This is a genomic window from Pseudidiomarina sp. PP-1MA (assembly GCF_041200125.1).
In the GTDB taxonomy this organism is placed as follows: Bacteria; Pseudomonadota; Gammaproteobacteria; order Enterobacterales; family Alteromonadaceae; genus Pseudidiomarina; species Pseudidiomarina fusca.
The window spans coordinates 2,684,223-2,704,554 of record NZ_CP165718.1; the positions used below are offsets into that span (position 1 = coordinate 2,684,223).

A 20,332-nucleotide genomic window follows, 5' to 3' on the forward strand; every position below is an offset into this window, starting at 1 on the left:
CTGCGACGGAGGTTATTATGTCGTATTACACTTTGCTCGAGCACTCAAACCAGATGTTAGCTAGTGTGCGTAACGAAGACTGGGATAGCTTAATTAAAGCTGAGCTACAATACGTTGAAGAAGTGGAACGGTTGAGCGTAGCTGAAGCAGAAGTTGAGTTGAGTGACCAACAAAAGCTCGATAAATTGCAGTTGCTAAGCACTATCATGGATCAAGACCGCGAGATTCGCGAACGCTTGGTTGCACGGCGAACCATGCTTGAGCAAACCTTGCGCAGTATGAACAAAAAGCAAAAACTAGAGCATAGTTATCGCAATTGAGCAGCATCACACCTCTTCTCGATACGTTAGTCCACCAGGTTGCCAAGCAGCGCAGCCCGGTGGCAGCTCTGCCCAGACATCCTTTACCAGTTGCCCCCATTCAAGCCGCCGCAACCACCACTGAATTTAGCCAAGCGGGTCAGCAAGTAGCGCGCTTATTACAGCTAATAGACAGCTGGCAGCAGCAACTCCCACCACGTGGTTCGCAATCTGCCTTTATCCAAACTGCGGGGCAATTATTCCCAGCTCAAGCGACTAACTTGAATGTCGCTGCATTAGTTAGCAAATTACAGACATTAGTGAAAGATTCTGGCGTATTCTACGAGACGTTATTAGCCCGCTGGGCTGCACAAAAAGCGCCAATAAACTTGCTGCAACAACAGCCTCAAAATCGCACCCCCAGTACTATTCAATCTATTTTAGGGCAGCAAATAGACCTACTTAATAGCGGCATGTTGCGTATTGAAACCGAGTTATGGCCCCAAGCCACGCTGCAATGGTTGGTGCAACCCGAGGTTAATCCTCTAGTGCAACGTTGGCGTGATGAGCAACGGCGACAACAGGGAGATGAGCCCGAAGCCGCAGCTTGGACTAGTGAGATAAAATTGAGTTTACCAGTGCTTGGAGTATTGCGAGCCAAACTCAGGCTCGGTGATCAACATCTCACGATGCAGGTACAATGCACAGAGTCTCAAGTGCAGCTGGTACGGTCTCAGGTAGATATGTTAGCCCAACGCTTAAGGCAAATAACAGGATTGCAGATCGATCCCATTGCTGTAGGGGTGCTAGCCAATGAATCATGATAAGCCAAACAAGAAAGCAGTAGCGCTAAGATATCAAGAATTTGAACCTGCGCCCAAGGTGATTGCTAAGGGGCAGGGGCTAGTGGCGGAAGAGATGATCGCACTGGCAAATGAGCATGGGGTGTTTGTGCATGATTCGCCGGAGTTGGTGGATTTGTTGTCGCAACTGGAACTCGATACCTATGTACCCCAAACGATGTGGCTAATTGTTGCTGAATTGTTAATATGGGCGAAGGGTTTAGAGGATAACGCTAAATTCAGTTCAAATAATGAACCAAAATAACAAATAAATTACATAAAGCTATGAGTGCTTAGCTGTTTTATCTTTGCCGAAATCTTGACTTGCACTGTTAAAGTTTGTTAAAGATCCCATTAATTTGTATGGATTAATGGATCTGGGACTGTAGTACATGTCTGAAAATAGAATTATCGCTGAGCTACAAGAACTTAATTTAAGTTACTTGATGCTGGTGCAAAAGTTAATTGCAGAAGATCGCGATACTGCTATGTTTCGTCTTAAAATTGACGAGGATCTTGCGGATCTTATTGAAGGCTTGTCGGCCAAAGAACTCACCTTGCTTGCACGCCAGCCACACAGTCTACTCAAACCAAGTTTAGGGTCGGTAGAACAGTTACAAGCGGTGCTTGGTAATAAACGCGACACCGGCATGCAACAAACTCATTTAGCGATGTTGATGGCATCGGTATAAGGATAGCTTGTGAGCTCTACCAAGTTACTTGATGAACTGAACCAAGTGCAACTCGCCATCGAGTTGATAGAGCTGGGTGCCAGATTGCAAGTGCTTGAATCAGAAGTTAGTCTTAACCGTGGTCGCTTGGTTCGCTTGTATAAAGAAGTCGCAGGTAAATCACCAGCAAAAGGTATGTTGCCCTTTTCTACGGACTGGTTTATGACGTGGCAACCGAACGTACATGCATCTTTTTTCTACAACATTTACCTGCGTTTGCGCGAGCAACACAAATTAGAGCGGATGCAAGCTTTTATCAAGGCCTACAAGCTCTATCAAGAACATATTCGGTTATGCAATGAAGAAGATGTGTTGGCGCTCACCCGCGCTTGGACACTCATTCGGTTTTTTGAAAGCGACATGTTTCAGTTGTCTAGCTGCACCTGTTGTGGGCTAAAATTCGTTAATCATGCTCATACCCCAGATAAAGACTACGTATGTGGTGTTTGCGCACCCCCCTCCCGAGCCGGTAAACCGTTGAAAAATAAATCTCCAAAAGCAGCAAAACCTGCTTAAGTTTCGCCTGTTGTGGCCGATAAAATTCTTATAGTAAAAAAGAGAAGGATTAGGCCGTGCTCGTTCCTCTAGGGTTTATCATTGTTATTGCTTCGGTGTTTGGTGGTTATGCCTTGGCGGGTGGTTCGTTAGGGCCTTTGTTCCAGCCGTTAGAGTTTGTCATCATTGGTGGTGCCGGGCTTGGAGCCTTTGTTGCGGCAAATAATGGCAAGGCTATAAAAGCTACCTTAAAGATGGCTAAGCGAGTTAAGCCCTCGACCAAATACACCAACGAAACCTACCTCGAATTACTGGCGGTGATTTATAAACTACTCAATAAAATGCGCCGAGACGGGATGTTGGCGGTAGAGCGAGATATTGAAAATCCTACCGAAAGTGCCATTTTCAGCGAACATCCTGATGTGCTAGAAGATGAGATGATGCTGAACTTCATCTCAGATTATCTACGCCTCATGATTAGTGGCAACATGAACCCACAAGAACTAGATGAGTTGATGCTGCACGAAATAGAAACCTTTGAAGCCGAAGGAGAAATCCCAGCGGATGCCTTGAGTAAAGTAGGTGACGCCATGCCGGCTTTTGGTATCGTTGCAGCTGTGCTCGGGGTAGTGCGGGCATTAAGTACTGCCGATGTACCGCCGGATGTTATGGGTAACATGATTGCTCATGCATTGGTCGGAACTTTCCTTGGTATTTTATTGGGTTACGGCTTTATCAATCCGCTTGCCAGTCGCGTTGAACGGCAAGTGCAAGAAATGTCGAAAACCCTCCAGGTGATTCGAGTGACTCTCCTTGCCAGTATGCACGGCTATGCACCGCAATTGGCGGTTGAATTTGGCCGTAAGGCGTTATTCTCGGAAGAGCGTCCTAGCTTCAATGAGCTTGAAGACTATGTACGTGGAGCAAAATCGGACGCCTCGTGATGAATGACCAGCAACAACGACCGATTATTATTCGGCGCAAGAAAATCATAAAGAAACACCACGGCGGCAGTTGGAAGATTGCGCTGGCGGACTTTATGACGGCGTTGATGGCGTTGTTTTTGGTGATGTGGATTTTGTCGATGTCGTCGGAAAAGCAGAAGCAAAGTATTTCTGAATATTTTCGCACACCCTTGTTAGTAGCTATGGCTGGTGGTGACCGAGCGTCGGCCAGTACCAGCGCTATCAAAGGAGGTGGTGATGATCCCTCTCATAGCGCTGGCGAGCAGGCTCGTATCGATCTGCGTCGTGAGACGCGGCCAGCGGATACGCGCCAACAATTCAATAAATTACGGCAACGGGTAGAGGCTGCGATAGATCGCGACCCCGTTCTGCGTGCACTTAAAGCACAATTACGTTTTGACGTGACTCGCGAAGGCTTACGCATCATGATGTTAGACACCGAAACCAAACCCATGTTTGAGATCGGTAGTGACACCATAGCACCCTACATGCAGCGCCTATTAGAGACGTTAGCCCCCTTATTAAATGAATTACCCAATGAAATAACCATTGCTGGCCATACCGATAGCTTACCTTATGCTGGTGGTGAGCGAGGTTACAGTAATTGGGAATTGTCAGCCGATCGAGCCAACGAGTCGCGCAAAGCGCTTCTGCAAGGCGGGTTTAACTCGGACCAGTTGTTACTGGTGATGGGAGCTGCGGACCGCATTCCCTTAGACGGGACCGAGCCGGCTGATCCGCGTAATAGACGCATTACTATTGTGGTGCATACGCCAGAATCGGCAGCTTTCATTAAGCGCCAAGGATTTTTCCCTCAAGATCAGCAAGCTGAACCAGCTCCCGTTGCTGACCCTGAAGCTATAGACCCGTCAGTGGTCGACCCGCGTGTTAGCGATCCACCAAGCACCAAACAGTCCTCGAAATAAAGGGTTCTAACCCCGTTATTCAGTCCTTCAAACCGCCTCAACTGCGGCATACTAGAGCGCAATATCCCTAACTCTAAGTTTTTATTGCGTAGCAGCAGCGATGGCAGAAGAACAAACCAGCGATCAGGAAAAAACAGAAGACCCCACGGCCAGGCGAATTGAAAAATCGCGGGAAGAAGGTCAGGTTGCACGATCGCGTGAGTTAACTACATTTGTCATACTTTTTGGCGGCGTTGGCGTGCTTTGGGCCGTAAGCGAAACCCTTTATCAAAACTTGGGTAGGGTGATGGAGCAAGCTTTTCTGTTTGAACGCCTACAAGTGTCTGAAGCCGGGCCTATGCTGCAAAATGTTCTAGAGTTGGGCCAATCAGCACTGCTGGCGCTGTTGCCTCTGTTTGCCGTGATGCTGCTGTTGGCCTTGATTGCTCCGGCGCTATTAGGTGGTTGGGTGGTGTCGGCTAAATCTTTGCAGCCGAAATTTGAAAAGCTTAACCCACTAAAAGGACTTAAGCGCACGTTCTCGAGCCAGGCGTTGGCAGAATTAGGTAAAGCTTTGGCGAAGTCGATCTTGGTGGGCGGCGTATTGATGCTGTTTTTATGGCAACACCGCGATACTTTTTTGGCGCTGATGTCACTAAACGTTAAGAGTGCTTTGTTTGAGGCCATGAAACTTGCTGCACTCGCCTGCCTGCTGATGATTCTAACATTAATAGTGGTGGTACTGTTTGACGTGCCCTATCAATTATTCACCCATACAAAAAAATTGCGGATGAGCAAAGAAGAAGTCAAACGAGAAAACAAGGAAACAGAGGGTGACCCGCACGTTAAAGGTAAGATTAGACAGCAGCAACAAGCTATGGCCCGGCGTCGAATGATGAGTGAGGTGCCAAAAGCCGACGTGATTATTACTAACCCAACTCACTATGCCGTGGCTTTGTCGTATCAAGATGGTGCCATGGGTGCCCCCAGAGTGATTGCCAAAGGGACAGATTTGGTGGCTCAGCGTATTCGAGAGTTAGGTGATGAACACCAGATCCCCCGCTTAGAGGCTGCACCCTTGGCGCGAGCATTGTATACTCACGTTGATTTAGGGCATGAGATCCCTGCCGCTCTCTATACCGCTGTGGCCGAGGTTTTAGCTTGGGCGTTCCAGTTAAAACGCGCAGAGCAAGGCACCGTCGCTGTGCCGCCAACGCCTGAAAACATTGTTGTTCCTGCAGATTATGAGGTACCCGCATCATGAAATTAAGCTATCAAGCCCTCGCGGGTAGCTTGACCACTGCACGGCTGCAAGTGTTGGTGGGCCCGGTTCTAATTTTGATGATTTTGGCGATGATGGTATTGCCATTGCCGCCCTTTGCCTTGGACTTTTTGTTTACCTTTAACATTGCGCTCAGCTTGATGGTGTTATTGGTGAGTATGTTCACCGAAAAGCCTCTTGAATTTGCTGCATTTCCTGCTGTATTGCTGTTTACCACGCTATTACGTCTGAGCTTGAACGTGGCCTCAACCCGAGTGGTGTTGATGGAGGGGCATAACGGAGGAGACGCGGCAGGCAAGGTGATTGAAGCCTTTGGTGAATTCTTGGTAGGCGGTAATTTTGCGGTTGGCCTAGTGGTCTTTGCCATTTTGGTCATTATTAACTTTATGGTGATTACCAAGGGTGCCGGACGTATTGCTGAAGTTGGAGCTAGGTTCACGTTAGACGCTATGCCCGGCAAGCAAATGGCGATTGACGCCGATCTTAACGCCGGCCTGATTGGTGAAGAAGAAGCTCGTCGACGCCGCCAAGAAGTTGCTCAAGAGGCCGAGTTTTACGGGTCGATGGACGGTGCCAGTAAGTTTGTTCGTGGTGATGCTGTAGCCGGTATTGTGATCATGGTAGTGAACATTATTGGCGGCTTATTAATTGGGGTTATGCAGCACAATATGAGTGCCGGTGACGCAGCCCATACTTATGTGTTGCTGACCATCGGGGACGGCTTGGTGGCACAGATTCCTGCGCTGATTATCTCAACCGCAGCCGGCGTAACTGTATCTAGGGTCAACACCGAGCAAGATGTTGGCCAGCAGCTTATAAAACAACTCTTTATCAGCCCCAAGGTGCTGTATTTGGCGGCCGGGGTGATTGGTTTGCTTGGTTTAGTGCCAGGCATGCCAAACTTTATCTTCTTGTTGTTCACCGCCATGTTGGGCGGATTTGCTTGGTATTTACAGCAAAAGCAGCAGCAACAGCAAGCCGCAGCCAGCGCCACCGAAGCAGCTCCTGCACCCACCTTCAGTAGCCCTGAAGCTAGTTGGCAAGATGTGCAGTTAGTGGATACTTTGGGCATGGAAGTTGGCCATCGATTGATAGCACTGGTGGATGATAATCAGCAAGGTGAACTGCTAGGACGAATAAAAAGTGTGCGTAAGAAGTTTGCCCAAGAAGTGGGCTTTCTACCACCGGTGGTTCATATTCGCGATAATTTAGAGCTCAAACCAAACACCTATACCATTACCCTGAAAGGCGGTGAGATTGGTCGTGCGGAGATTTACCCTGATCGTTGGCTGGCGATTAATCCGGGGCAAGTAACTGGGGCGATAGAAGGGATAGAAACCACTGACCCGGCGTTTGGTTTGCCGGCCCATTGGATTCAAGCGAATCAACGTGAGCATGCACAAATCTTTGGCTACACGGTGGTTGATGCAAGTACTGTTGTGGCAACTCATTTAAACCATCTGTTACAGCGCTATTCGGCAGATTTACTCGGTCGCCAAGAGGTGCAGCAGTTGGTAGACAAGCTGGGCGAAGAGAATAAGGCGTTAGTTGATGACGTTATTCCTAAGTGCGTGACCGTAACGACCCTACAGCGGGTGCTGCAATACTTGCTAGAAGAAGACGTATCTATCCGCGATTTACGCTCGATTTTTGATACACTGGCAGAGTTTGAAGGACAACAGTCTGATGTGCATGAATTAACGGCCCGAGTGCGTATAGCTTTGGGGCGTAATATCACGCAAAAATGGTTTGGCGGCGAGCGTAATCTGCAAGTAATGGGCTTAGACATGCAGCTAGAAACCATGTTAAGCCAAGCTTTGCAGCAAAATAGCTCAATTGAGCCTAGCTTAGCGATGACGTTACAACAACAAACCGAGCAAGCCATGCACAAAGCTGAAGCTATGGGGTTACCACCGGTATTGGTGGTAGCACCTAATTTACGGCCACTGTTGTCTCACTTTTTGCGCCGTCAGCTACGTGATTTGGTAGTATTATCGCAGGCTGAAATTCCAGATGATCGTAGTATACAAGTAGTGACCGTAATCGGAGAAAGGGCATGAGTATTCGGCGCTTTTTAGCGGCCAGCCATAAAGATGCAATGCGCCAAGTACGTGATGCTTTGGGCGATGATGCGGTGATTGTATTATCCCGCAAAACGGCACAAGGGGCAGAGATTTTTGCCATTGCTGAAGCAGAACTGTTGCAGTTAAGTGACACTACAGCTCCGTCAACGAACGGGCATCAGACCACCTCGGGTGTTATTGCCGGTAGCGACTTTTCACAAGTGGCACAGCAGCTGTTAAGCGACGTGCAGGACATGCGGGCGATGTTGCACCAACAGCAAGGGCTAAAAGTACCCGACGACAATAAACGTAAGCTGTATCGCAAGATGCGAGCGGGCGGCTATAGCGATGAGCTAGCCCGCCAATTAGTAGCATTGCTACCGGTGCATTTAAATCATTCCGCCAAGCAGTTAACCGCAGCACAAGAATGGCTTGAGCAGCAATTAGGTGCACGCATAAGCCATCATGCTGGAACTTGGGACTTACTTGAGCACCAAGGGGTGCTTGCGTTAGTAGGCCCGACCGGGGTGGGAAAAACCACCACCACAGCTAAGTTGGCAGCTCACTACGTGATGCGCCATGGCCACGATAGCCTGTTGTTAGTAACAACGGATAGTTATCGGATTGGGGCTCAACAACAACTAGCTATTTATGCTGAGCTCCTTAATGTAGAGATGCATGCCTTGGCCGAAGGCGACACCATGAACAGCTTGCAGGAGAAAATGCAGGGCAAACGGTTGGTGTTAGTGGATACGGTCGGCATGAGCCAAAGAGACCAGCGTTTAGCCCAGAAAATCGCTGCGCTAGGTGCTGATGATTATAAAGATTCTACGCGCGTGGTATTGCTGTTAAATGCCGCCTCGCAACCTGAAACATTAGCCGAAGTAGCTACCATTTATCAGCGTTTAGGTGCCGAAAGTGGATTGCCAGTAAGAGACTGTGTGCTCACCAAACTAGACGAGTCAGCGCTACTTGGGGGCGTGTTAGATACGGTTATTCGGCATAAGCTAACCATTCAATCGTGTTCGGTCGGGCAACGCGTGCCAGAAGATATTCAGGCACCAGATATTGTTGCGCTGATCAGTCAGAGTTTAGCGAACGAGGTGAATGAATCGGTGCTGGCCCAAGCCGAGTGGGAACAACCTATGGCTACCGGCTTGGCGGCTAACCAAGTGATCAGTCAAGGCTCGGTGATTCAGTCGAGTATCCAAGCGTTACGAGCGCAACTGGCAGGATTTACCGAATTTGAGCAAGCTTGGCGCACCCAGCAATGGCCCAGTCCTCTGCAGGCTATGGCCTTTACGGAAAATGCTAGCACTGCTGCAGCGGCTCCTCCGCTGTTGCGTTGGGCGGCACCACAACCATTGCAAGGTTGGCAGCATCGCACGCCCCATTTGGCCCTAAACGCCGACGGTTCGCCACAATTACCGGCGGTATTGCAGCAAGCTGATGAGTTGCAACCGGACTATCAGTTGGCACCGGTGCAGTTATTTGATTATTTACCTGCGACCACCCTGTTAGAGATATTTATCGAACATGGAACCGGTTGGTTGGTGAGTTTAAATCTAAACCACAAATTAAGCTTTCAAGGGGCTGAGCTTGCAGTCGTTGATTTAGTTAAGAAGCATGCTATTCCGCTAACCAAACAGAACCTCCTGTATCGTGGCGAAATGCGCCGGTTAGAGTTGCGCATTGCTGCCGCAGACAGTCATCAAGCAGACGCACCTTATCAGGTAGTCTATGGTGAATTACATGGCGGCAGTGGTAAAAACCCCGTGCAGCGCCGTTATTGGATGCTTGATAGCAGATGTAGTGCGGAGCAACTCGTAGTTCGGGTTAAAGCAATGCTGCAAAGCGAAGAGTACAGTCGTTTGACCAGGCTGGCATGGCAAGAATTGAAAGCTACTATGCGTGAGGCCGGACAGCCATTACAGTTGCTGTTGGCTGGAACTCTGGCCGCCGCCGCCTTGCAGTTAGAGTACAGTCAGCACCCTGAAGCGGCCCATTTACGGGGTGAGTTACTTAGCTTAACCGGTAAACGTGGACGCGTGCAGGGGGATAAATTAGTGCCTGGTATGTTGCGAGTTTTACAGGCTCACCAAGCGTTGGTGGCAGCAGGGCGACAAGCAGGAGCATAACGCAGTAGTATGAGTGATCAAGCAGCAAGTTTGCGCCAATGGGCTGCGCAGCGGCAAGACCAACCGCAAGACCAGCAGAAAGCGGTGAGTGAACAGGTGAGTCCATCGAATGAGTCACAATTCAGCGGGCAGCAAGTGGTCGTGCTCGGCTTGCCTAGTTTGCAAGAGCAACATGCCTTAGCGGCATTAGAGGTGTTTCAACGCTGGGCCGCGGCTGGTAAAAAATGGGTGGGTGATCCGAGTCAATGGCGGGTGATACCCGTTGCATCAGATTATCCTGAGATGGCTAGGTTGGTGGGTACTTACCAACGCTGGGCGCTTTGGATAAATGATGATTTAGATAGTTTCGCACGGGCTTATCGAGCCTTGAAAGCCATGCACCAGGCGGGTGCACCGAAGCAGATCCTTGCGTTACACCAAGCAAGCTTGGCGCGGCGAGGTTTATTGGCTAATTTACAAGATGTCGCCAAACGCTACTTTAATATTGAATTATTAGTCTTGTCGTCTTAATTTGGTGCAACAAAACAGGACCCTAACGCATGTATACGGCCGCAGGAAAAATCAACAAACAGAGCTTGATAGAGCAATACTATCCGCTGGTGCGCAAACAAGCCTTTAGCTTGAAAGTGCGGTTGCCGGCGGGTATCGATGTGGACGATCTTATCCAAGCTGGCGTTGAAGGCCTGTTAAGTTGTGTCGAGCGTTTTGATGCTGAGGCAGGTGTGGCGTTTTCAACCTATGCCCATCAACGTATTCGTGGCGCCATGATTGATGAGCTGCGGAGTCGCGATTGGTTGCCGCGCAGTGTGCGCCGCAGCGGCCGCGAACTTGAACAGACGATACGCAAGCTAGAACAGCAGTTGGGTCGCAGCCCCGAAGAGCGCGAAATTGCAGCAGCCTTAGATATGTCTTTGAGCGATTATCAACAGCTGTTATTGGATACCAATAACGGGCTTATCATGTCTTACGACGATATGTTGGAGGATAGCCCTCACACCGAGTCTGCGGAAAATCCAGCCAGCCAGCCCGAGAATCTCTTTGGTGATGCCGAACTCAAAGGACTCTTGCTGCAGGCTATTGAAGCCTTACCCGAGCGTGAGCAGTTGGTGATGACGCTTTACTACCAAGAAGAACTAAATCTTAAAGAAATTGGCGCGGTGCTTGATGTCACCGAATCTCGAGTGAGTCAATTGCATAGCCAAGCGATTAAACGTATTCGCGCGCGAATTGGGCAATATAGCTAGTTTCTGCTATACCTCTTGAAGTTGTTATCGCAATAAGAACTATAATAAAACAAGGACAACCCTATGAATGCTATCAAACTAGAATTGCGCTGGGCCGTTATCTTTACTCTAGCGATGTGGGTGTGGATGCTGATCGAGCGACTGTTCGGATTGCATAGCACACGTATAGAAGAACATGCGATTTATACTAATGTGTTCGCGATTGTAGCAATAACCATCTATGTGCTGGCGCTACGGGATAAGCGAGATCGTGTTTTTGGAGGCTTGATTAGTTGGGGGCAAGCATTTAAATGCGGCCTATTAATCAGTGTTTTTGTCGCCTTATTAACGCCACTATCGCAATGGGTTATCCATACCCTGATTAGTCCGCATTTCTTCACTAATATGGCAGACTATGCGGTGCAGAACGGACTCATGGAGGCCACGGCTGCGGCCCAATATTTCTCATTGCAAAGCTACATGTTGCAAGCCGTGCTTGGGGCCTTTGTGATGGGGGTTCTCACCTCGTTGGTGGTGGCATTTTTTGTTCGTAGAACGCCGCAATCCCCAGCTACTAAGTAAGCTTGGTTGAGGGTAAAGAACACGCAAAGAAAGCTTTATTGTCAGGATGTATGTGCTACTTTCATTGTAAAGAAAGCTAGTAAGCTATGTTTGGTCTTGAATCAGCATTAAAAGGAACCTTGTATGAAAAAGCTTATGTTAGTGGTAGCCATGTCGTCCCTAGTGGCAACCGGTTGTGCCAATATGACCAATGCTCAAAAAGGCGCAGCAATCGGCGCTGTAGCAGGTGCCGTATTAGGTAAAGGCACGGGCGACCATGATAAAAGTCGGTATGCATGGGGTGCTGTCGTAGGCGCTATCGCCGGTGGCGCGATCGGTAACTATATGGACCAGCAAGAAGAGGAGTTTCGCCAAGAGCTAGCAGGTAGCGGTGTTGAAGTTATCCGTGATGGTGACAATATTCGCCTACAATTGCCTAGCGCCATAACCTTTGCTACCGATAGCACGGTGGTCAGCGAAGGTTTTTATCCGGTTCTTAATGATGTTGCTAAGGTGTTGAATAAATACAACAAAACCACCATGATTGTGGAAGGTCACACGGATAGCACCGGGGCTGCCGAATATAATCAAACCCTTAGTGTGAACCGTGCAAATGCAGTCCGTAACCATTTAGTAGGTCAAGCAGTAGATAGTCGCCGAGTTACGACAGTTGGGTATGGTGAAACCATGCCGGTTGCAGATAACAATACTCAGTCTGGACGGCAGTTAAACCGCCGCGTAGAGTTACGAATTGTGCCAAATCAAGCTTAGCGCTTAAGCGCATTGGCAACGCTAGTTATTAACCATCAAAAAACCCGCCTTATAAAGGCGGGTTTTTATTTATAAAACCAATCAATTATGCTTGCTGCCGTGACGAATCGACTAGCAGCGCAATCGCACCATCGCCAGTAACATTACAGGCAGTGCCGAAGCTATCTTGGGCCATATAAAGGGCAATCATAAGAGCAATGGCGGTCTCGCCAAAACCCAGCATAGATCCCAGCAAACCAACCGCCGACATCACCGCACCACCTGGTACTCCTGGCGCAGCCAACATCACCACGCCTAGCATCAAAATGAATGGCAGTATGGTAAGAAATGACGGAATAGCGAGTGCGCTATGTAAATACATTACCGCAAGAGTACAGCTAACAATGGTGATTGTTGAACCTGCCAAATGCACCGTCGCGCACAAAGGCACGGCGAAGTTGGCCACGTCATCATTAACCTTATTGTTTTTCACGCTCTGCAAGGTGACCGGAATAGTCGCAGCGCTAGACATGGTACCAAGCGCAGTAAAGTAGGCTGGCAACATGTTTTTGATAAGCGCAAAAGGATTACGCCCTGATTTCACGGCGGCAAGGGTATAAATCGCGGTGATATAAACCCAGTGCAGTGCAACTGCTAGCAGTAAGATGATACCAAAGGTTTTGAGGGTAGCGAAAACAGTGCCGGCAGCGGCCATTTCTGCAAATACGCCAGCAATATAGATTGGCAATAAAGGAATGATCACCTTGCCTAACAGTAACTCGATGATGTCACGGCCCTGGTCACTTATTTGCTTTAAGTTTTCAGCCTTGGTGCTTGCAATCCCTAACCCAAATATAAAAGCCAGGACCAATGCTGTCATAACCCCAAATACGGGGGGCATATCTAAGGTAAGAAATGGTTCCAGCGAGTTAGCGTCTGTTTGTTTAGCACTCTTAGCGGCAGTAGTTAAGAAAGGCACCACAATGCTGGCCACAAAATAGGCGACAATACCGGCGATGATTGTGGATAAATAGGCGATACCAAGGGTGCGTCCGAGTAGTTTTCCAGAATTTTGTGGTAATCCAGCGATACCGCTTGTGATAAAAAACAGGATGAGCAGCGGAATGGTAAAAAATAGTAGCTGACCAAAAATTGCTTTGAAGGTTAGTAGCAGCTGTGTCATCCAATCGGGGGTGTAGAGGCCAATAAGTGTACCTGCAACAATCCCTAGAATGAGTTTGATTATAAGACCCATGATGTTCTCTCGTTATTATAAAAATGTGTCGTGATGACTTATCTATACCGTTGCATTATCGCAAATAAAGTCACTAAGGGGGAAAAGTTTTAGTTCAGTAGCTAGGGCCTTGCGATTGATGTCGCGTCATGAACTGGCGCATAGAAATTAAAGAATGTCGCCGGCTATCCGATAACTTCTGTATAGCATCATTGAGTTTCTACTTTTACCTATGGAATATGGCAAGGACAGGTATGTCGATAATTAATACCAATATTCTTTCGCACAAAGGTCAAGCCCATTTATGGCAAGCGAAATCAACGGTGGCAGTCGCTCTTGAACGACTGTCGTCGGGGCTAAGAATTAACCATGCCAAAGATGATGCTGCCGGTGCTGCGATAGCTAATCGCTTTAGTAGTCAAACGCGCGGTTTACAGCAAGCGTCTCGTAATGCTCAAGATGCCATTTCGTTGAGTCAAACAGCCCTTGGTGTGCTTGATAGTATCAATGAGCGCCTGCAACGAATTCGTGAGCTCAGTGTGCAAGGTTTAAGTGATAACTTAAATAAACAAGACAAAGATACGGTTCAGGCAGAAATTAATCAGCATTTAAAAGAAATCGACCGCCTCGCCGAAAAGACCAACTTCAACGGATTAAAGCTCCTTAACGGCGGTGCAAACAGAATCAGCATGCAAGTGGGGGCTAACGACCAACAAACGCTGCAGCTTGATCTGACCGGCCCAGGGTTCTCAACTGATGCGCTAGGCTTGGCCGGATTTAACATCGCTGGTCCACCAACAACCATTACTGAGCGCAATCAGTTAACCGGTGTAGCTCAGCACATTGGCTTGTATGATGCAGCTACAACGCTGAGCGCAGATGGGGTGAATCTGCCGCTGTTCTACAATCCAAGTGTGGGCTATTACGCTAGTGACGATGCTGAGGGGTTTGTCCGGTTAAATGTTGCGGCGACCCATACTACCGCCACGGATACTAGCTCGGTGACCATCACGCCAGCTTATGACTTATTTAATCCTACGCTGAATGCAGGAAGTAACGATTTGCCAGCGCTTAACCCTAATGAGCGTCTGCTAGAAGCGGATGGCACCTTTTACATTGAGTCTCGCAACGCCGATGATAGTTTGAGTTACCGTGAGGCCAATACCTTGCTGCAATACGAAGAAGACTGGGCGACGGGGTATGACATCGATGGTAACCCCTACACCTATAAAGTGTATCCGGCACAAAGCAGTTATGCTCCATCGAATCCGGAAATGGGGAGCTACACGGCGGTTGAAAATGATTTTACTATTGCTGGTATCGATTACAACCTAGCTGCAGCCGCAAACGTTAGTTTTGTGAGCGATAGTGGTAACTCGTTACCCTCTGCGGCATTAGTGCAAGCAGATAGTACCAGCGAGTTCTATATTCAAAGTGGTAGCGGGAGTGACATGCGTTATCAACGCGTAGCCGCTATTGAACAAACCGATCGTTTACGCCTGGATGCAGAAGCAAGCGCCACCACCCCGACTGGGTCGGAGACCTTTGTCGCAGTGACTGATAGCTTTAATTTTGCTGGTAATGACTACGCCTTAACCGCGGTTGATGAAGTGATTCTCAATTATCTTGGGGCCGTTCTTGTAGAAGACACAGCTAGCGGCGATTTGTATCTGCAAGCAGCAAATAATAGCTATTACGCGTTGAGTAATGTAAGTGAAGAGTACGACTTAGCGTTGACGGCGGCTAGCCAAAGCTTTACTGGTGTTGATTTGGCCAGCGCAGCGAGCGTTTCAAGCTGGGCGACACCCGCTAAGGATTTTACTGCATTTGCGAACGTAGAATTTAGTGGTGCAGACTTTTCCGGATTATCAAACCTCACTCTCGTGCAACGAAATGATGGGTTGGGGCAATGGGTGATTCGTGGCGAGCAAGCCGATGGTAGCAGCGCCTACTTTAACGCGAATGTTGACCTCGAGTTTGATGGGCAACAGCAACTGAGCGCAGTGCGAGCGGATGCAACCCAAACTACTCCTCTGATTTTAGGTGCAACAGCTCAGCAGCAGGACCGTGTATCTGGTTATTCTGAAATCCTTATCGATACCCGCAATGTAAGCGTGAATTATACCGATCTTGAAGGACAAACCTATACGGATGTGTTGCGGCAAAGTGACGATGGTAATTACTTTTTTCAACTACCGAGTTCAAGTACTGACTTTAGCGGCTATAAAACAGCGACTTTGGTCGACTTAGATAGTACCGGAGAGGTTGTAATACGGACTAAAAATGGTGGCAGTGAGGTGGTTTTTTACTATCCGAGTAATGTCTCAGCGGGTGTTAATTATAGTGTTACAGCCATCACCGATGCCGATGGCTTTGTCGATGATGGGGTGGCGCATACTCAATTGAATATTCGCGAAATGGGTGAAGACTTCCGTTTGCGTCAGCCACCCAACCCATTAGCAGCTTTGGATAGAGCTATTGGTATGGTTGATGCCAAGCGCAGTTACTTGGGGGCGATGGAAAACCGTTTGAGTGCAGCTATTGATCATAATGCAGGGATGGTAACCAATCTAAGTGCTGCCAAAAGTAGGATTATGGATGCAAATTATGCGTTGGAAACTTCTCGATTAGCCAAAGCACAGATAATCAACCAAGCCGCACAAAGCGTATTAGCCCAAGCCAACGCTGTTCCTGAAACGGTTTTGGCCTTGTTGAATAGCTAAGTACTGGCGGTAGATGGCCGTTTCACTTCCCGATACAGAAACTACTAAAAATTTTGCCTAGTAGGTCATCAGAGGTGAATTCGCCAGTGATTTCATTCAGATGCTGCTGGGTTAGACGTAACTCTTCAGCGAGCAACTCGCCCGCTAAATTTAGTTCTAACTGTTCTTGCCCTATCAGCAGGTGGTCACGGGCGCGTTCTAAGGCGTCTAAATGGCGCCTGCGAGCCATAAAACTACCTTCACTGGTAGCTTGATAGCCCACACAGTGTTTAAGGTGCTCACGCAGCAACTCAACGCCATGCCCAGTTTTGGCCGAAAGATGGAGCACCGGAATACCACCAATATCCTCTAAAGCTACCGGTTCTTGGTTGAGATCTACTTTGTTGCGAATCACTGTGTAAGGTAAGTCGTCAGGTAATTGAGCGAAAAACTCCGGCCAAATGTCAGCAGGATGTACGGCGTTTGTTTCAGTAGCATCAACCATAAACAGGACACGGTCAGCGCCGCGTATTTCGTCCCAGGCTCGGGCAATGCCAATTTGCTCAACCTCATCAGGGCTTTCGCGTAAGCCAGCGGTGTCGATGATATGAAGTGGCATGCCGTCAATTTGAATATGCTCGCGTAAGACGTCGCGGGTGGTGCCAGCGATGGCTGTCACTATGGCAGATTCACGCCCCGCCAAAGCATTCAGGAGCGACGATTTACCGGCGTTGGGGCGACCTGCAATCACCACCTTCATGCCTTCGCGTAACAAAGAGCCTTGCTTGGCTTGCACCATCACTTGTTGGAGCCGGTCAATGATGGCTTCTAAATCGCCAGAAACTTTGCCGTCGCTTAGAAAATCAATTTCTTCTTCAGGAAAATCAATGGCAGCTTCGACATACATTCGCAAGTGAATAACTTGGTCAACGAGCTGATCAATTTCATGCGAGAAACCGCCCTGTAAGCTCTGTAAAGCCGCTTTTGCAGCTTGTTCTGAGGTGGTATCAATCAAATCAGCAATAGCTTCGGCTTGAGTTAAATCTAACTTATCGTTTAGGAACGCGCGCTCGCTGAATTCGCCGGGGCGAGCGGGGCGAACATCTGGAAAGTCTAGAATGGCCTTAATAATCATGTCGATCAGGATCGGACCGCCATGGCCTTGCAACTCCAGCACATCTTCGCCGGTAAAAGAATGAGGACCTTGAAAGAATAGGGCAATCCCCTCATCAAGGAGATTGCCGGATAAATCTTTAAATGGCAGGTATTCAGCCTTACGCGGTACTGGACAGTGGCCCAGGATACGTTCAGCCACCACACGTGCAGCGGGTCCGCTCACGCGAACGATACCAACACCGCCACGCCCTGGGGGCGTGGCCTGAGCAACAATGGTGTCGTTAGCCAAATGAAAGCTCATGAATTATTTCTTCTTCTTACGTTCCATCATGCCTTTCTTCTCAAGGCCGCGGTAAATCCACTGCATCTGACCAATAGTGATCAAGTTGCTGCTTAACCAGTACAGAACTAAGCCTGATGGGAACCACAGGAAGAAGACAGTGAAAATCAATGGCATAAACTGCAGTAGTTTTTGCTGCATCGGATCGGTAGCAGGGGTCGGTTGTAACCGCTGCATAAAGAACATAGATGCACCCATCAAAATCGGTAGAATAAAGAACGGGTCTTTTGCAGAAAGATCTGAAATCCACAGGAACAATGGTGCATGGCGTAATTCAACGCTTTCCAACAGAACCCAATACAAGGCTAAGAAGATTGGAAGTTGCAGTAACATCGGCAAACAACCACCGAGAGGATTTACTTTCTCTTCTTTGTACATCTTCATCATGGCTTGCGACATTTTTTGACGGTCATCGCCGTAGCGCTCGCGTAATGCCTGCATTTTGGGCTGAATCATGCGCATTTTAGCCATAGACACGTATTGTGCTTTGGTTAGCGGATAGAGCACCAGTTTAATCACCACGGTGACGGCGATGATAGACAAGCCCCAGTTAATCAAGAAGCTTTGCAAGAACTGCAGTAACTTAAAGATGGGCTGAGCTAGCCACCATAAGAAGCCATAATCTACGGTGAGGTTAAGGTCTTCTGCAACCAACTCCATAGCGTCTTGGTCTTTAGGACCCATAAACAAAGTTGATTTGATTTCGGCAGTGGCACCTGGAGCAACCACCGTGGTTGGGTACATCATGCCCATGATGGCCTGGTCACCACCAATAACTCGAGAAAACAATGTTTTGGTGCCTTCAACACGAGGAATCCAAGCAGACACAAAATAATGCTCTAACATCGCAATCCAACCTTTTTCGGTTGAGCGATTCAAGCGTTGGTCACGCATATCATCAAAGGCATATTTTTCGTAGCGGTCTTCATCCCAAGAGTAAGCACCACCGCGATAGGTTGGCATCATCATATTGCCAGAACCTTCAGTGATCACCTGCTTGAGCTGAGCATAATACTGCATTTGCTTGTGCTCGGTGCCAGCGTTACGGATGCTGTAAATCACGTCAACGGCATACGAACCAGCGGTAAAGACGAAGGTTTTAGTTAAGCTTGAGCCATCTTCTAGGGTTAAATGAAGAGGAACCCGTAACTCATCGCCTTGCATTTCAAAAGTGGTCTGTTCCACGTGGAACGTAGGGCGGCCAGCGGCGGAGTCGGTGCCATCAGTACCCACTAAACCAGATTGAGCAATATAGAGGTTATTGGCTTCTGCGTGGAGCAACTCAAAACGTTCGGTAGAGTCTTGGGTACGAGCAAACTTCAAGAGTTGTGCGTTGACCACATCACCACCTAGGGTGTCGATGCGAATATCAAGAACATCAGTCTTTACGGTCACCCACTGGCTGCGTTGCGCGTTTGCAGTAGCTGGCATATCTGCGTTAGTCGCATTGGGTACACTGCTGCTAGTTACGCCTGTGTCAGTACGGGCTTCTGGAATTCCAGAATCTAGTGATTGAGTTTGTTCAGTACCGGCAATTTTCTCAGTGCCGGGAGCGGTATCAATCAGCCAATTTTGGTAGAGAAAAAAACTCACAACCAAAAAAGCAATAAACAAGATAGAACGTGGCGAATTCATAATTAGTGCTTCGTCTCTGTTTTACTTTGATGTTCTTGGTCCGGTACAGGTTCAGTTCCTGGTACCGGGTCGAATCCACCGGGATGGCCCGGATGGCATTTAATAATGCGTTTACTGGCAAGCCAGAAGCCACGCATCATACCATGGTTTTGGATAGCTTCTATGGCGTACTGTGAACAGGTTGGGGTAAATCGACATCTGGGGCCGATTAACGGACTAATTATCAGCTGGTAGAGTCTGATAAAGCCGATAGGTATTGCTCGCAACGCTTGCTCAAAGTTCGCCATAAATAATCCAGACGTTGTTGTAGGTCTTCGCTTGAAAGGTCTACGACACCGTTTTTCGCTATAACGATAATATCGAATGCCGGTATTTTATGCTGTTTTAGCCGAAAATTCTCGCGAATCTTGCGTTTAATGCGATTTCGATCAACTGCACGCTTTGCTTTCTTCTTGGAGATAGTAACGCCAAGGCGTGGATGATCAGAATAATTGGGAACAGCGAGCACAGTTAGCTCAGCCGTAACGGCTTTCACCGGAGGGGAGTTAAATACAGTTTGGAAGTGCGCGGGAGTTAGTAGTCGTAACTCCCGCCCGTAATGATAGTTCTGCTTCAATTAAGCAGTCAGAACTTTACGGCCTTTGGCACGACGGCGAGCCAAAACTTGGCGGCCATTTTTCGTTGCCATACGAGCACGGAAACCGTGAGTGCGCTTGCGCTTCAATACGCTTGGTTGAAATGTTCTTTTCATGACGTTAATTCCGTATTCGAGTTACCTAAAAATTTAGAGCGCGAATTCTAACGGTTAAAAGGATCAAAGTCAACGTAAAAAGCTATCCACAAACCTGAGTTGAGAATGATTCTGATTGTGGATAAAGATGCGACAAGTGCCTAGTTATTTTACCGCAAACGCTAGCGATCTGCGGGGCTTTTCAGTACAATCAAATTCATTATTCGGTGACTGAACTACCAATAAATACAGAGGATCGAGATGATCCGTGGGCAGTCAAATCTAGACCATAACTATAAAAGCAAAATAATGGAGTCAGGT

At 48.2% G+C, this 20,332-nt stretch carries 21 protein-coding genes; 15 read left to right on the plus strand and 6 right to left on the minus strand.

The features are described from left to right. Window positions 1-17 precede the first annotated feature (17 nt). The 14 genes from AB8S08_RS12730 to AB8S08_RS12795 all read left to right on the plus strand — a co-directional run bounded on the left by AB8S08_RS12730 (window position 18) and on the right by AB8S08_RS12795 (window position 12,275). A complete protein-coding gene (locus AB8S08_RS12730; protein WP_162014506.1) occupies window positions 18-320 on the plus strand; it encodes a flagellar protein FliT in 303 nt (100 codons plus the stop codon). After that, complete coding sequence (locus tag AB8S08_RS12735) at window positions 317-1,123, plus strand: flagellar hook-length control protein FliK (RefSeq protein ID WP_369742961.1); 807 nt, start codon at window positions 317-319, stop codon at window positions 1,121-1,123. Before AB8S08_RS12730 ends, AB8S08_RS12735 begins: the two co-directional genes overlap by 4 nt. Beyond that, a complete protein-coding gene (locus tag AB8S08_RS12740) occupies window positions 1,113-1,406 on the plus strand; it encodes an EscU/YscU/HrcU family type III secretion system export apparatus switch protein (protein WP_110075732.1) in 294 nt (97 codons plus the stop codon). The genes AB8S08_RS12735 and AB8S08_RS12740 overlap by 11 nt, the downstream gene beginning before the upstream one ends. A 127-nt stretch (window positions 1,407-1,533) precedes the next feature. After that, window positions 1,534-1,833: a flagellar transcriptional regulator FlhD gene (locus tag AB8S08_RS12745; protein ID WP_369742962.1), complete on the plus strand. Its 300-nt coding sequence runs from the start codon at window positions 1,534-1,536 to the stop codon at window positions 1,831-1,833. A 9-nt stretch (window positions 1,834-1,842) separates the two neighbouring features. Further along, window positions 1,843-2,388, plus strand: coding sequence for a flagellar transcriptional regulator FlhC (gene flhC / locus AB8S08_RS12750; RefSeq protein WP_110075730.1), 546 nt, complete (start codon window positions 1,843-1,845; stop codon window positions 2,386-2,388). 56 nt (window positions 2,389-2,444) lie between these two features. Next, a complete protein-coding gene (gene motA, locus AB8S08_RS12755) occupies window positions 2,445-3,311 on the plus strand; it encodes a flagellar motor stator protein MotA (RefSeq protein WP_110075729.1) in 867 nt (288 codons plus the stop codon). After that, window positions 3,311-4,258, plus strand: coding sequence for a flagellar motor protein MotB (motB, locus tag AB8S08_RS12760; RefSeq protein WP_110075728.1), 948 nt, complete (start codon window positions 3,311-3,313; stop codon window positions 4,256-4,258). The genes motA and motB overlap by 1 nt, the downstream gene beginning before the upstream one ends. Window positions 4,259-4,358: 100 nt before the next feature. After that, window positions 4,359-5,501, plus strand: a complete 1,143-nt coding sequence (flhB, locus tag AB8S08_RS12765; protein ID WP_110075727.1) for a flagellar biosynthesis protein FlhB — start codon at window positions 4,359-4,361, stop codon at window positions 5,499-5,501. After that, window positions 5,498-7,579, plus strand: coding sequence for a flagellar biosynthesis protein FlhA (gene flhA / locus AB8S08_RS12770; protein ID WP_369742963.1), 2,082 nt, complete (start codon window positions 5,498-5,500; stop codon window positions 7,577-7,579). Before flhB ends, flhA begins: the two co-directional genes overlap by 4 nt. Next, window positions 7,576-9,720: a flagellar biosynthesis protein FlhF gene (gene flhF, locus AB8S08_RS12775; RefSeq protein ID WP_369742964.1), complete on the plus strand. Its 2,145-nt coding sequence runs from the start codon at window positions 7,576-7,578 to the stop codon at window positions 9,718-9,720. Before flhA ends, flhF begins: the two co-directional genes overlap by 4 nt. 9 nt (window positions 9,721-9,729) lie before the next feature. Beyond that, complete coding sequence (locus AB8S08_RS12780; RefSeq protein WP_369742965.1) at window positions 9,730-10,230, plus strand: hypothetical protein; 501 nt, start codon at window positions 9,730-9,732, stop codon at window positions 10,228-10,230. A gap of 29 nt (window positions 10,231-10,259) precedes the next feature. Beyond that, window positions 10,260-10,964, plus strand: coding sequence for an RNA polymerase sigma factor FliA (locus AB8S08_RS12785; protein WP_313932775.1), 705 nt, complete (start codon window positions 10,260-10,262; stop codon window positions 10,962-10,964). Window positions 10,965-11,027: 63 nt separating this feature from the next. Then, a complete protein-coding gene (locus AB8S08_RS12790; protein ID WP_153826538.1) occupies window positions 11,028-11,525 on the plus strand; it encodes a DUF4199 domain-containing protein in 498 nt (165 codons plus the stop codon). 123 nt (window positions 11,526-11,648) lie between these two features. Then, on the plus strand, window positions 11,649-12,275 hold the full coding sequence (locus tag AB8S08_RS12795) for an OmpA family protein (RefSeq protein ID WP_110075721.1): 627 nt from the start codon (window positions 11,649-11,651) through the stop codon (window positions 12,273-12,275). 85 nt (window positions 12,276-12,360) lie between these two features. Here the strand turns inward: AB8S08_RS12795 and AB8S08_RS12800 are convergent, their stop codons facing one another. Next, complete coding sequence (locus AB8S08_RS12800; RefSeq protein WP_369742966.1) at window positions 12,361-13,509, minus strand: dicarboxylate/amino acid:cation symporter; 1,149 nt, start codon at window positions 13,507-13,509, stop codon at window positions 12,361-12,363. Between the two features lie 233 nt (window positions 13,510-13,742). On the opposite strand from AB8S08_RS12800, the gene AB8S08_RS12805 reads away from it, so the two are divergent. After that, the gene (locus AB8S08_RS12805; RefSeq protein WP_369742967.1) at window positions 13,743-16,211 is read left to right on the plus strand and encodes a flagellin; all 2,469 of its coding nucleotides are present in this window, start codon (window positions 13,743-13,745) and stop codon (window positions 16,209-16,211) included. A 22-nt stretch (window positions 16,212-16,233) separates the two neighbouring features. Here the strand turns inward: AB8S08_RS12805 and mnmE are convergent, their stop codons facing one another. The 5 genes from mnmE to rpmH are packed head-to-tail and all read right to left on the minus strand — an operon-like array spanning window position 16,234 to window position 20,032. Beyond that, on the minus strand, window positions 16,234-17,607 hold the full coding sequence (gene mnmE / locus AB8S08_RS12810; protein WP_369742968.1) for a tRNA uridine-5-carboxymethylaminomethyl(34) synthesis GTPase MnmE: 1,374 nt from the start codon (window positions 17,605-17,607) through the stop codon (window positions 16,234-16,236). 3 nt (window positions 17,608-17,610) lie between these two features. Beyond that, complete coding sequence (gene yidC / locus AB8S08_RS12815; RefSeq protein WP_369742969.1) at window positions 17,611-19,281, minus strand: membrane protein insertase YidC; 1,671 nt, start codon at window positions 19,279-19,281, stop codon at window positions 17,611-17,613. A 2-nt stretch (window positions 19,282-19,283) separates the two neighbouring features. Continuing rightward, a complete protein-coding gene (gene yidD / locus AB8S08_RS12820) occupies window positions 19,284-19,568 on the minus strand; it encodes a membrane protein insertion efficiency factor YidD (protein WP_369742970.1) in 285 nt (94 codons plus the stop codon). Next, a complete protein-coding gene (gene rnpA, locus AB8S08_RS12825; RefSeq protein WP_110075715.1) occupies window positions 19,505-19,897 on the minus strand; it encodes a ribonuclease P protein component in 393 nt (130 codons plus the stop codon). Before rnpA ends, yidD begins: the two co-directional genes overlap by 64 nt. Continuing rightward, on the minus strand, window positions 19,898-20,032 hold the full coding sequence (rpmH, locus tag AB8S08_RS12830; RefSeq protein WP_110075714.1) for a 50S ribosomal protein L34: 135 nt from the start codon (window positions 20,030-20,032) through the stop codon (window positions 19,898-19,900). It abuts the gene before it with no gap. Window positions 20,033-20,332 lie beyond the last annotated feature (300 nt).